Source organism: Mesorhizobium sp. WSM1386, assembly GCF_055901595.1.
On the sequence record NZ_CM148373.1, the window covers coordinates 2,738,137 to 2,750,562 of the forward strand.

Here is a 12,426-nt window from a genome sequence, read left to right on the forward strand (position 1 = left end):
CAAGCATTGATGGCGACTCCGGTCGCGGAAAAATGCCTGCATGTTCAATTGGCTGGGTTTTCCAAGTGGAGGTTCATGCCACGTCCCGAAAGACTAGGGGAAGGAGCCTGATATGCCAAGAATAGTGCCTGTGCTCGATCTGAGCCGTCTGGAGCAAGGCGCGTCGGAGCGCCGGACATTTCTGGCGGACTTGCGTTCCGCTTCGCGCGACATCGGCTTTTTCTATCTTGCCGGGCACGGCATCTCCTGGGCCGAGATCAGCGAGGTGCTCACCGCATCACGCCATTTCTTTGCCTTGCCGGAGGCCGACAAGCTTGCGATCGAGATGGTCAGATCCGCGCAGTTCCGCGGTTACACGCGCGCCGGTGGCGAGCTGACCAGGGGCAAGGAGGACTGGCGCGAACAGCTCGACATCGGCGTCGAACGCCAGCCCATGGCGCAAGGCCCTGGAGTTCCCGCCTGGACGCGGCTGCAAGGCCCGAACCAGTGGCCCGTGGCGCTGCCGGAGCTCAAACCGGCGCTGCTTGCCTGGCAGGGCAAGGCGACGGCGGTGGCGATCCGATTGCTGAAGGCCTTCGCACTGTCGCTCGATCAGCCCGAGGACGCCTTCGACCCGATCTATGACGGGGAGCCCAATCACCGCATGAAGATCGTGCGCTACCCTGGCCGCGATGCAACCGCCGGCGACCAGGGCGTTGGCGCGCACAAGGATGGCGGCTTCCTGACGCTGCTGCTCCAGGACGACAGCAAAGGGCTGCAGGTCGACTATGATGGAAGCTGGGTGGATGTGGACCCCATTCCCGGAACGCTCGTCGTCAACATCGGCGAACTGCTCGAACTGGCCTCGAACGGCTATTTGCGCGCGACGGTGCATCGCGTGGTGACGCCGCCCGCCGGGGTCGAGCGCATTTCGGTGCCGTTCTTCTTCAGCGCCAGGCTCGATGCGACGATACCACTGCTTGGTCTTTCCGAGGAACTGGCGGCGCAGGCACGCGGGCCGGCCAGCGATCCGGACAATCCGCTGTTTCGCGATGTCGGAACCAATGTGCTGAAAAGCCGGCTGCGTTCGCATCCCGACGTCGCGCGGCGCCACTATGCGGACCTGCTGGAACCGGAAGTCCGGGCCGGCTGAGCTTCACAGGCTCGAAAGGACAGGATTTTCGCAACTCATGCCGATCTTTAGAAAACTATTCGTCGTATCTGGCCGGAAGTCGGCTCAAAAGGAAAAAATCCGTTCAGCGTTTTCCTCCCATTTCGTTGAACGGTGTTCCCCTCTGAAGGTTTTGACCTTCATTTTGGCCGGGCCGCTTTCGCGCCCGGCCATTTTTCTTCCTGACATGCGCGTTGCCAGGGCCGCGCCGATCCGGCAGGTTTCGTCTGGGTCATTCGGTGATCGGCCGCAATCAGTGGAAAGAAGGAGGGTCTCATGACATCCAATGTCGCCGTCATCGCCGGCGCGGGCTCCGGATTGAGCGCCTCGCTGGCGCGCCTGCTCGCCGGCGAGGGCTTTCGCGTGGTCCTGGCCGCCCGCAATATAGAGAAACTCGGCGCCTTGCAGGCACAAATCGGCGCGCAGGCCGTGGCAACGGATGTCTCCGATCCCGCATCGGTCGAGCATCTGTTCGATGTCGCCGACAAGGCCGGTCCGCTCTCGATCGTGATTTTCAATGCCAGCGGACGCGCCCGCGGCCCGATAACCGAGCTCGATCCCGAGGCGGTCCGGCAGGCATTGCTGGTCGGTGCCTATGGTGGGTTCCTGGTCGGTCAGCAAGCGGCCCGGCGGCTTCTCGCCCTGGGGTCAGGCTCGATCTTCTTCACCGGCGCGACGGCAAGCGTGAAAGGATTCGCCGGCTCCGCCGGTTTTGCCATGCCGAAATTCGGCTTGCGCGGACTGGCGCAATCCATGGCCCGCGAACTGGCCCCGAAGAACATCCACGTCGCCCACTTCATCATCGATGGCGCCATCGCTTCGGCGACGTCGGGCCAGGAGTCCGAGCCGCAGGATCGCCGGCTGTCACCGGATGCGATTGCCGAGGCCTATCTCTCCATCCATCGCCAGCAGCGCAGCGCCTGGACCTGGGAAATGGAGCTCAGGCCGTGGGTGGAGACATTCTGACGGGGCACGCTGACGGGGCTGGCAAAAGGTGCGACTTTCCGCGTCTGGCGGTCAAGGCCGAGAGGAGTCGACATTGAACGGGGATATCACTATATAGCGGCGGCTTCGTAACGCATGCCTGAGGGCTGCACCACGGAAGCGACTGTAAATGTGCTAGGTATTGCGCCATCTTTTGTGACGAAAATCGGCTCGAAAACCGGAAAAAAGCAAATAGAAACAGTGGCGCACAGCCGGCTCGATCCGGCTAAACGGTACCAGCCCCTCCAGAATCAGAAAATGTTCTTCAAACCTCGATTTCCTACGGCTCTGTGGACCTTGGACGGCATCGGCTTGCCGGGGCGTTACGACTCGGTTGGAATGGGGACAGGCATCCTTTGCGGGATGTCGGCGTTTATGATTACCAACCGGCTTTGCCGCCAGGGAACAGCAGTATGAGTGAACACGCGATCGAGTTCTTGCAGGGTTGGATCGGCGAAAAGGTCCATTGCCAGTCCCACGCCAGGATCGAGAAGCAGGCCGAGACTCTGGCCAAGGAATGCGCTGCCAAGGCAGCGGAGGTCGGCATTCCGTTGGAAGACATCCAGGAAGAAGTCGGCGATATCAAGGAACTCATCGCATCCCGGCTCGAGGAAGCAGCCGAGGCGGACGGGAACCAGCAGGCGTCCAGCAAAGCCGCCGAATAGATTTTAGGGGCGACCCTGTCTGAATGCGCGGGCCCTTCGGCCCGCGTTTTCGTTTCAGCCGAACTTTTCTCTTAGCCAAGCCTTCGGTAGTGCCGGCACGAAATTGCCGTCGCGCCCGGTCATGTCGTCACTGGCGGTCAATGCGTTAAGGATCGCCTCTTCCACGGCCTGGATCACCGCGTCGAAGAACGGGTCGATGTCGCTGTCCGGGATGAAATCGGCATTGGCGATGCGGCCCGACGGCGCCAGTGCCGCGGCGGGATTGGCTGTCGAGAAGGCAAGAAAAATGTCGCCCGAGCTGTGATAGCCGAAGCCGCCGGTCATGGCGACGCCGAGCGGCACGCGGCGGGCCAGCCGTTTCATCTGGTGCGGCAGGAAGGGCGCATCGGTGGCGATGACGGCGATGATCGAGCCTTTTTCGGCGCGCTCCGCAGCTTCGCGGATGGCCAGCGCGGCAAGCTCCGGCTCGACCCGCTGTCCGCGAACCGTGAAATTGCGCAACTTGCCGAAATTCGCCTGCACGAAAGCGCCGACCGTGAAGCTGAGGCCTTGCCACTCGACCATGCGCGACGCGGTCCCTGAGCCTGCCTTGAAGCCGAAGGCGATCATGCCGGTGCCGCCCCCGACGCTGCCTTCCTCGATCGGGCCGCCGGCGGCACCGTCGAGGGCCTCGGCAACATGCTCCGATGTCAGATGGTGGCCGTTGATATCGTTGAGAAACCCGTCATAGGTCTCCGCCGCCACCGGCAGGCCCCAGCCGCTGTCGAGTGCCGCCGGCAGCACATGGTGCAGCCAGCGCAGCGTGCCATCGCGTGAAACACCGCAGGAATGCGTGTTGGTGATGGTGATCGGGAAGTTGAAGGCGCCGGTTTCCTCGATGATATGCGAGCCGGTCAGTTCGCCATTGCCGTTCTGGCTGAAAATGCCGGCAAAGACTGGCGTGGCCAGCTCGGCGCGCGGCCTGGGCAGGATCGCGGTGACGCCGGTGCGCACCGGCCCCTTGCCGACGACGAGCGTGCCGTCGCCCGATATCAGCGTCGCATAGCCGACCGCGACGCCCGGCACGTCGGTGATCGCGTTGAACGGCCCTGGCGTTCCGTCGAAGCCGATGCCGAAGCTTCGCGCGCGCGGCTTGCCGGATGGCGTTGCCAGATGATGCGGACTATCGGTCATGATCTCAGAACAGCGATCCTTGATTGCCGGGTTCCCTGCTCTTGGCAACTGGGGTCTTTGCGGATGGCTTGGCAGCCGGCTTCGGCCGGGCCGCACCGCTGGTTGCCACCGCATCCGCAGTGCCATCGGCGAACTCCAATGAAAGCGCCATTCCCGACGCCACGTCGGCGGCCTGCTTGATGACCGCGCCGTCGGCATCCTTCACCAGCGCGAAGCCACGCGCCAGCACGGCCTTGTGCGAAAGCGTCGCCATCAACCTGTCGGCCTGGACAACACGCCCGCGCAAGCGCTCCAGCCGGATCAGTACCGCCTGCGTACCGCGCCTCGTCAAGGCTGCCAGAAAATCCCTTTGCACGCGTTGGCGCCGCGCTGTCGGCTCGATCGTGATGCGGCCTTGCAGCAAGGCCAATTGCTGCCTGTGCCGCTGCAGCGATGCCCTCGCACATTTCGGCAACTGGTCCGCTGCCCGATTTAGCTCTGCACGCCGGGCTCTCGCCAGCGCGCGCAGCGCTCCTTGCGCTCGCAAGAGATTGCGTTCGTTGGTGCGCCGCGCCTCGGCAATGCGCTGCGAAAGCATCGTCGGCGTCAGCTTCACGGCAACAAATCGTGCCCGCTTGCGTTCGGTGGAAACCATCAGGCCGCGGCCGAGCCGGCTTGTCGCCTCGTCGAGGCGCCGGCGCGGCAGCGCCAGCAATTGGTCGGGCGAGGGCAGGGCACGGGCCGCCGCACGGGCGGCCTGCCGCTTGCGTTCGAAGTTGCGCAGGACCGCCGCCTTGAGCCGCGCGCCCAGGCTGGCAAGCGTCGCTTCGAGGTCTGCCTTCACCGGCACGGCGATTTCGGCAGCACCCGTCGGTGTCGGCGCCCGCACATCGGCGACAAGGTCGATCAGCGTCCAGTCCGTTTCATGGCCGACGGCCGAGATCACCGGAATGCCGGAGGCGGCAACGGCGCGCGCCAGCGCTTCGTCGTTAAAGCCCCACAGATCCTCGAGGCTGCCGCCGCCGCGCGCCACGATCAAGAGATCGGGGCGCTGGATGGCGCCGTCCCATGCCAGGGCGTTGAAGCCGGCGACGGCATTGGTCACTTCCACGCCTGACGTCTCGCCCTGCACTCGGACCGGCCAGACCAGCACGTGCAACGGAAAGCGGTCCTTGATGCGGTGGATGATGTCACGGATGACGGATCCGGTCGGCGAGGTGACGACACCGATGACGCGCGGCATGAACGGCAGCCGGCGCTTGCGGCCGGCATCGAAAAGCCCTTCTCCCTGCAGCCGGCGCTTGCGCTCTTCAAGCAGCGCCATCAGCGCTCCGACGCCGGCCGGCTCCAGATTGTCGATGACGATCTGGTAGTTGGACTTGCCGGGATAGGTGGTGAGCTTGCCGGTGGCGATCACCTCCATCCCTTCCTCGGGACGGAATTTCAGCCGGCTCATCGTGCCTTTCCACACCACGGCATCGAGCCGGGCGCGGTCGTCCTTCAGCGCGAAATAGGCGTGGCCGGAGGAGTGCGGCCCGCGATAGCCGGAGATTTCGCCGCGCACCCGCACATTGCCGAAGACGTCCTCGACTGTGCGCTTCAGCGCGCCGGAAATCTCGCTCACCGTGTATTCGGTGGCGTTGGTGCGTGATTCGGATGCTTCGCTCATCGCTCGATTGGGGGCTGGTTGGCGTTCCGCGTCAAGGCGCAGTGTCGGTCCAGGTACTCATGGTCCGCATATGCCTGGTCCCTCCTACCAGCCTGGCAGGATCTGGTTCGGCTTGCTCCGCTTCATCTTGGCGAAGGCGAGTGCCGCGAAGTCGAATGTTCCCGTCTCCTCGCCAAGCGGTACGGAAATATTGTCCAGGCTTTCCGAAATATGGCGGGCGAGCGCGTCGACAATCTCCGGCCGCGACGTCTGGCCGCGCATGATACCGATGCGGCAATCGGGCAGGGCGCCAAAGCCATCGGCCTCGCCCAGCACCCGCATGCCGGGCCTGAGCGCGCATTCCGGCAGCACCGAGATCGCCAGGCCCGAAAGCACCGCGGCGGTGATCACGGTCGCCGAGAAACTGGTGAACAGGATACGGTAGTCGCGGTTCTGCTGGTCGAGCACGTCGACGGCGGCGCGCCGCCAGATGCAGTTCGGCCGGCCAAAGGCCATCGGCAGCGTTACCTGTTCATGCGTCGCATGGTTGGCGGAGGTGACCCACAGCAGCGGCTCGCGCCGCACCACCTCCGACTGGCCGCGGACATCGTTGTGCGTCACCAGCGCAAGGTCGAGATTGCCGCGCTTGATATGCTCGACCAGCCCCGGCGTCGGCTCGCAGATGACGGTCAGCTCGACGCGCGGGTTGGAGCGCGTGAAGCGGGCCATGATCTCGGGCAGGAAACGGTCGGCATAGTCGTCCGGCGTGCCGATGCGGATCGTGCCTTCGAGCCGCTGGTCGTCGAAGGCGGCGAGCGTTTCGCGGTTGAGATAGAGCAGCCGTCTTGCGTAGGAGAGCAGCTTGTCGCCTTCCTCGCTCAATCTGTTGGTACGCCCCTCCTTCTCGAACAGCGGCTTGCCGATCCGCTCCTCCAGCCGGCGCATCTGCATGGACACCGCCGACTGGGTGCGGTGAACCTCCTCCGCCGCGCGGGTAAAACTGCCGGTATCGGCAATCGAGATGAAGGTCTGCAACTGATCGAGATCGAGCGGCGCTTTCATCGGTCCAATCCATCATTGTTGTTGATGTCTATGATTAGAAACATTCGTTGGATTAATCAATTGGCTGGTGGCAAATTGGTATTGTCCACATGAAGGCATGTGAATCGAAGCCGAAACGGCCGCTGTCGCCAGCGCCGATCGTTCGGTTTTGTCCGTTCGAGTCTGAAGGAGACCGACATGACCACGTTTGATTTCGCCACCGAGACCTCGCGCATCACCTCGCGTCCGGCTGTTGCGGCGCGCGTGGCAAACACCGTCTCCAACGCCTATCGCGCCTGGAAAAATCGCCGCGCCTTCTACCGCCTCGGCGAGATGTCGGACGCCGAGCTCGCCGACATCGGCCTGACGCGCGCCGACCTGCATGTCGCCATCGACGTGCCGTTTGGCCGCGATCCGACGGCGATGTTGCGGGAAATTGCCAGCGATCGTGTGGAAACGATCGAGGACATTGCCCGCAAGGTGGCTTGATCGCTCAGTTTCGGTCCGGTGAACCTATTCACGGTTCGGCGCGACCAAAGGTTCTGCAGGCTTCCCACTCCCTGCCGGTCCCCCGCCGGCCTGCCTGCACGTTGCCCGGTCCTCCCAGGACCGGGCTTTTCTTTTGTGGCTCGCAGGGAAATTGGCTTGACGCCTACCGCCGGCCCATGTCCCGCTTGAACTGGTCGAAGATCGTTTCCACGCCCTTCTGGTACTCGTCACGCTGCTGGGCGCCGGTCTCGAACATTTTGCCGAACAAATCGTCGAACGGGTTCCTCGCCCTACCGCTCGGATTGGTCTCTGGCTGCGGCGCCTGTCGCTGCTGCGGCCGTTGCGACGCCTGAGGTTGTGGCGCCGGCTGTCCGCCGGGCAAGCCGCCGCCACCACCTCCTTGCCGTAGCATCTCCTCGAAGATTTTCCCGAGCGGGTTGTCGCCATAGGGATTGGGTGCCGGCTGGGGCCGGCCTTGCGGCTGCGGTGTGCCACCGCCGAACATGTCCTGCAGCACCTTGCCGAGCGGGTTGTCGCCATAGGGATTGGGTGCCGGCTGCGGCTGGCTTTGCGGTTGCGGCGTACCGCCGCCGAACATGTCCTGCAAGACCTTGCCAAGCGGGTTGTCCATCGGGCTTTGAGGTGGCGGCGCCTGGCGTGGCTGTGGAGCCGGGGCTTGCATGCCCCCGCCTTGCCGCATCATCTGCTCGATGATCTCGCCGAGCGGATTGTTGCCGCCACCGCCGAAACCGCCGGCGGCCTGCATCTGACTGGTCGTCTGCTTGAACAGCCCGCCCATCACCATCGAGGCGATCGCGGGCAGCATCTGCTGCAGGATCTGCTGGCTGACGCCGCTCGCTTGCGCCGCCTGGCCGGCGACGGCGCGCGACAGGTCCTTGGAGCCAAACAGATGCCCCAGAATGCCGTTGCCCTCATCGACCCCTTGCGGCGAGAAGGCTCGGGTCGCATCCTCGAAATATTTGGCGTGCTGGCCGCTTGCCATCGCCGTCATGAAGGCGCCGAGCCCATAAGGGTCGGCGGTGTTGCGTTGCAGCCCCTGCGAAAAGGCCGGCAGCAGTGCTGCGACCGCCGCCTGTGTCTGTTGCATCGAAAGCCCATATTGTTGGGCAAGCGCCTGCATGCCATTGCCGTTCTGGGCCTGGGTCAGCATGTCGAACAAGGTAGGCATCGGCTTCTCCTCCGGGAAATCCTGGGCGGAGAGCGTAATTCGTTTCAACGCCCGATTGAAGCAGCTTTTGTCGCTCGTTATGGCCCGCGGTTAATAGGCATATTCCATGAACACCGGCTCGATCGAACCGCCCCAGCGCGTGTGATAGGCGGAAAGCATCTCCTCGGCGCTGGTGGTGCCGCGCGCAACCACTTCGTCCAGTGTGTTGAGGAACGAGGTCTCGTCGTAGCCGTCGCGGTTCTTCTTGCCGCGGTTCTTCAGCCCCGTGCGCGAAATGGCCAGCACGTCGCGCGCGATCTCGCGCAGCGTGGTGTTGCGGAAAGGCGCGGAAATGCCGAGTTCAGGCACAGCATTGCGCATGGCCAGTGTTTCTTCATATGTCCAGCTCGCGGTCAATGCCTCCGCCGCGTCGAGCGCGGCCTCGTCGTAGAGCAGTCCGACCCAGAAGGCCGGCAGCGCGCAGATACGCCGCCACGGCCCGCCATCGGCGCCGCGCATCTCGAGAAAGCGCTTCAGGCGCACGTCGGGGAATAGCGTCGACAGATGGTTGGCCCAGTCGCCCATCGTCGGCAGCCCGTCGGGCACTTCATTGCGCGCGGCACCGGCCATGAACTGGCGGAAGGTGATATGCGTCATGTCATGATAGCGGCCGTCGCGGATGACGAAATACATCGGCACGTCGAGCGCCCATTTGACATAGTCGGCGAACCCGAAATCCGGCGAGAAGCAGAATTCGAGCAGGCCCGAGCGCTGGTTGTCGGTATCGCGCCAGATGTCGCCGCGCCAGCTCTGCAGGCCGTTCGGCCGGCTTTCGGTGAAGGGCGAATTGGCGAACAGCGCCGTCGACAGCGGCTGCAGCTTCAGCGACACCTGCATCTTGCGGCGCATGTCGGCCTCGCTCTCGAAGTCGAGGTTAACCTGGATCGTGCAGGTGCGGTACATCATGTCGAGGCCCTTGGTGCCGACCTTGGGCATGTAGCGTGTCATGATCTCATAGCGCGACTTCGGCATTTTCGGCGTCTCGGCCAGCGACCATTTCGGGCTGCCGCCAAGGCCAAGGAAGCGGATTCCCATCGGCTCGGCGATCTCGCGCACCTGGGCCAGATGTGCATTGCCCTCACGGCAAGTCTGATGGATGGTTTCCAGCGGCGCGCCGGAAAGCTCGAACTGGCCGCCAGGCTCGAGCGAAATCGCACCTTGGCCGGTCGGCTCGACCAGGCCGATGATGCGGCCGTCATCCATGATCGGGTCCCAGCCGAGCTTTGACTGCATGCCTTCGAGGATGGCGCGGATGCCGCGCTCTCCGCCATAGGGCACCGGCGCATTGCCATCGACATAGAAGGGGAATTTCTCGTGCTCGGTGCCGATGCGCCACTTGTCGCGTGCCTTGTTGCCTTCGGCGAGGTGTTCGACGAGTTCGTCGACGCCTTCGATCGGCCGGAAATCGGTTGTGTCGCGCGCCATGATCTTAGCCCTCAGCAGATGACCCCGAAAATCGACTTTCGATTTTCGGAAAGGATCATGTGCCCCAATCGAATGCTACAGCGTCCTTTGCGCGTCCGAAAGGATGCGCGGCGCTGTAGAGCGGCCGGACGACCGCCGGCGCTAGATGGACGAAATGTCAGTAGCCGATCAAGCGAAAAATCCTGAGCCACAGGTCAAGAGGAATTGAACTGCGGCTTCTTTCCTTCTCTCCCTGTGGGAGAAGGTGGATCGGCGCACAGCGCCGAGACGGTTGAGGGGTGGGTGACGGAGTAATGTCCGCGCCAAGCTGGAGCACCCCTCATCCGACCGAGCTTCGCTCGGCCACCTTCTCCCGCAAGGGGAGAAGGGAAGATCCTTTACCAGTCTCCGACACTTGCCTGGATCACTGCAAGCGCGGCCACGGCCGCCGTGTCGGCGCGCAGGATGCGCGGCCCGAGCGGAATGGCGCTCACGAAGGGCAGGGCGCGCAGCATCTTGCGCTCCTCATCGGAAAAGCCGCCCTCTGGCCCGACCAGCAGCCCGAGCTTCTTTTCCTTTATCGCCTGCAAGGCAGGCAGCGGATTGTTGGTCGAGGCGTCCTCGTCACAGAAGATCAGCCGCCGTTCCTTGTCCCAGCCGGTCAGCAGGCGTTCGAATTTTTCCGCCTCGCGAACCTCCGGCACCGCCAGGATGCCGCATTGCTCGGCGGCTTCGACGACATTGGCGCGCAGTCGGTCGATGGAAGGCTTTGCCACTTGCGTATGCTGGGTGATGACGGGCTGCAGGATGCCGGCGCCCATCTCGACCGCCTTCTGCACGAGATAGTCGAGCCGCCCCTGTTTCAGGGGCGCGAAACAATGGATCAGGTCGGGCAACGGCGGCTGCGGCCGCTGCAGCGCCAGCACCTTCAGCCGCACCGCCCTTTTTGTCTTCGCGGCGATGGCCGCCGACCATTCGCCGTCGCGGCCATTGAAGACAAGGATCTCGGCCCCTTCGCCGAGCCGCAGCACGTGCATGAGATAATGGCTTTGCTGCTGGCCGGCATCGAACTCGGCATCCCCTGCGAGATCGTCGGGCACGAACAGCCGTTGCATCTTGTAATTGGCGCGCATGGCCGAGGAATGGGCGAGCCGGCCGCCGGCGTCAAGCCTCGGCCGACGGATGCCACACCGGCCGAAAGCCATGACGGAGGACCGCAAGCGTCGTCTCCGGGGTCAGCAGAACAAGCGCCTTGCCTTCGAACTGGTCAAGGTCGATGGGCGGGCCATATCCGGCAAAGGACCACGGCAACGCCCTGCCGTTGCACAAGGCATGTGCGCAGCCGTTGGCCGCGATCACCGCGCCGTCGGGCAGGACGGCAAGCTCGGCCGTTGCCACATCCGGCCTTTTGCCGCCCGAAGCCAACCGCTCCTTGTGCAGCCGCTTGTCGACCTGCGGCGCCCGCGGCTCGGCAATGCCGAACGCTTCACCGAAATGGCCGACGAAATCCCTGGCCCGTTCGCGCTGGCAGAAGAAGCAGGGGCGATGCCCGGCCGCCAATGCCGTCACCTCGTCGAGGAAGAACAATTCCGTCCAGCCGGCCTTGCCGCCCAGATGGTCGTCGCTCTTGCGGTTGCGGCCCATCGGCTCGCGCCGCACATTGCGGAACTGGCAGACGCAGATGATCCAGGCCTGAAGCGCCCAGCGTTTCCTGAGCAGTGTCCTGGTCTCGGGATCGTGGATGATGCCGCGATTGCCGGTGAACAGCCCGCGCTCGGGCACGGCGTGGATGGCGCCGAATGGATCGACCCGGTTCTGCAGTGGCATAGTTCTCTCCTGGGATACGCATCTTGGCTGCAATGCTGGCGGCATGATATCGCTCGTCGCATCTTTTTCATGTCAGCAGGGTTTTGCGATGCGGGTGCTGGTGGTCCAGAACTACGACAATACCGGCCTCGGCCAGGTCGGAGCCGCACTTGCGGAAGCGGGTGCCGATCTCGATGTGCGCCTCCCCTACAAGGGCGACCTCCTGCCGGAAGATGCAACCGGGCACGATGCCCTGGTGGTGCTCGGCGGCGGCCAGAATGCGCTGGCCGACGATGAATATCCCTATTTTCCGGCGCTGCTCGAACTGACCCGCGATTTCGCCGGCAAGGATCGCGCCGTTCTCGGCATCTGCCTTGGCAGCCAGCTGGTCGCCCGCGCCTTCGGCGGCGAGAACCGCATCGGCGGCGCCAACGAATTCGGCTGGCGCGGCGTGTCGCTGACGCCTGACGCCAAGGCCGATCCGGTGCTGGGCGCACTGCCGGAAAAGTTCCCGATCTTCCAGTGGCACGACGACACATTCGAGCTGCCGCGAAACGCCGTGCGGCTCGCGGGCAACGATGTCGCCCAAAATCAGGCGTTTCGCGTCGGCCGCGCCGTCTATGGCTTCCAGTTCCACTTCGAGGCCGACCGGCCGATGGTGAAGGACTGGAGTTCCTCCTTCGCGCCGATCATTGCCGCGCGCCATCCAGACTGGGCTGGCCAACTCGATGGCGAAATGGCGCGCAACGGCCCCGATGCCGACGCCGCTGGCCTCGCCATTGCCCGCGCCTGGGTGGCGACGATCTGAACCTCCGCCCCTCGGCGCTCTGCTGCGTGACATAATTGGCACGCAGCCCTG

General features: G+C 64.1%; 13 protein-coding genes. 6 read left to right on the plus strand and 7 right to left on the minus strand.

Translation table 11 applies throughout. The features are described from left to right. Nucleotides 1-112 precede the first annotated feature (112 nt). The 4 genes from AC0NIH_RS13355 to AC0NIH_RS13370 all read left to right on the plus strand — a co-directional run bounded on the left by AC0NIH_RS13355 (nucleotide 113) and on the right by AC0NIH_RS13370 (nucleotide 2,799). Complete coding sequence (locus tag AC0NIH_RS13355) at nucleotides 113-1,132, plus strand: isopenicillin N synthase family dioxygenase (RefSeq protein WP_473461620.1); 1,020 nt, start codon at nucleotides 113-115, stop codon at nucleotides 1,130-1,132. Nucleotides 1,133-1,426: 294 nt separating this feature from the next. Further along, the gene (locus AC0NIH_RS13360) at nucleotides 1,427-2,116 is read left to right on the plus strand and encodes an SDR family NAD(P)-dependent oxidoreductase (RefSeq protein WP_473461622.1); all 690 of its coding nucleotides are present in this window, start codon (nucleotides 1,427-1,429) and stop codon (nucleotides 2,114-2,116) included. A gap of 114 nt (nucleotides 2,117-2,230) precedes the next feature. Next, nucleotides 2,231-2,551, plus strand: a complete 321-nt coding sequence (locus AC0NIH_RS13365; protein WP_023767835.1) for a hypothetical protein — start codon at nucleotides 2,231-2,233, stop codon at nucleotides 2,549-2,551. Then, nucleotides 2,548-2,799 (plus strand): DUF768 domain-containing protein, encoded by a 252-nt coding sequence (locus AC0NIH_RS13370; RefSeq protein WP_013893861.1) that lies wholly within the window; start codon nucleotides 2,548-2,550, stop codon nucleotides 2,797-2,799. Before AC0NIH_RS13365 ends, AC0NIH_RS13370 begins: the two co-directional genes overlap by 4 nt. 54 nt (nucleotides 2,800-2,853) lie before the next feature. Here AC0NIH_RS13370 and AC0NIH_RS13375 read toward each other — a convergent pair whose 3' ends face one another. The 3 genes from AC0NIH_RS13375 to AC0NIH_RS13385 all read right to left on the minus strand — a co-directional run bounded on the left by AC0NIH_RS13375 (nucleotide 2,854) and on the right by AC0NIH_RS13385 (nucleotide 6,661). Continuing rightward, nucleotides 2,854-3,972 (minus strand): DmpA family aminopeptidase, encoded by a 1,119-nt coding sequence (locus AC0NIH_RS13375; RefSeq protein WP_473461625.1) that lies wholly within the window; start codon nucleotides 3,970-3,972, stop codon nucleotides 2,854-2,856. A 4-nt stretch (nucleotides 3,973-3,976) separates the two neighbouring features. Further along, complete coding sequence (xseA, locus tag AC0NIH_RS13380; protein ID WP_473461627.1) at nucleotides 3,977-5,620, minus strand: exodeoxyribonuclease VII large subunit; 1,644 nt, start codon at nucleotides 5,618-5,620, stop codon at nucleotides 3,977-3,979. A gap of 84 nt (nucleotides 5,621-5,704) precedes the next feature. Next, nucleotides 5,705-6,661: a LysR substrate-binding domain-containing protein gene (locus tag AC0NIH_RS13385; RefSeq protein ID WP_013893864.1), complete on the minus strand. Its 957-nt coding sequence runs from the start codon at nucleotides 6,659-6,661 to the stop codon at nucleotides 5,705-5,707. Between the two features lie 177 nt (nucleotides 6,662-6,838). Here AC0NIH_RS13385 and AC0NIH_RS13390 point away from each other — a divergent pair, with 177 nt between their 5' ends. Continuing rightward, on the plus strand, nucleotides 6,839-7,129 hold the full coding sequence (locus tag AC0NIH_RS13390; RefSeq protein WP_013893865.1) for a DUF1127 domain-containing protein: 291 nt from the start codon (nucleotides 6,839-6,841) through the stop codon (nucleotides 7,127-7,129). A gap of 163 nt (nucleotides 7,130-7,292) precedes the next feature. Here the strand turns inward: AC0NIH_RS13390 and AC0NIH_RS13395 are convergent, their stop codons facing one another. The 4 genes from AC0NIH_RS13395 to AC0NIH_RS13410 form a co-directional block, all read right to left on the minus strand. Beyond that, nucleotides 7,293-8,318 carry a DUF937 domain-containing protein gene (locus tag AC0NIH_RS13395; protein WP_473461631.1) on the minus strand — a complete coding sequence of 342 codons (1,026 nt, stop codon included), beginning with the start codon at nucleotides 8,316-8,318 and terminating at the stop codon, nucleotides 7,293-7,295. A 90-nt stretch (nucleotides 8,319-8,408) separates the two neighbouring features. Next, nucleotides 8,409-9,782, minus strand: a complete 1,374-nt coding sequence (locus AC0NIH_RS13400) for a glutamate--cysteine ligase (protein WP_473461632.1) — start codon at nucleotides 9,780-9,782, stop codon at nucleotides 8,409-8,411. Nucleotides 9,783-10,159: 377 nt separating this feature from the next. Next, nucleotides 10,160-10,894 (minus strand): 16S rRNA (uracil(1498)-N(3))-methyltransferase, encoded by a 735-nt coding sequence (locus tag AC0NIH_RS13405; RefSeq protein ID WP_473461730.1) that lies wholly within the window; start codon nucleotides 10,892-10,894, stop codon nucleotides 10,160-10,162. A gap of 31 nt (nucleotides 10,895-10,925) precedes the next feature. Then, nucleotides 10,926-11,588, minus strand: coding sequence for a hypothetical protein (locus AC0NIH_RS13410; protein WP_473461634.1), 663 nt, complete (start codon nucleotides 11,586-11,588; stop codon nucleotides 10,926-10,928). Nucleotides 11,589-11,676: 88 nt separating this feature from the next. Here AC0NIH_RS13410 and AC0NIH_RS13415 point away from each other — a divergent pair, with 88 nt between their 5' ends. After that, nucleotides 11,677-12,375: a type 1 glutamine amidotransferase gene (locus tag AC0NIH_RS13415; protein WP_023767451.1), complete on the plus strand. Its 699-nt coding sequence runs from the start codon at nucleotides 11,677-11,679 to the stop codon at nucleotides 12,373-12,375. Nucleotides 12,376-12,426: the final 51 nt, after the last annotated feature.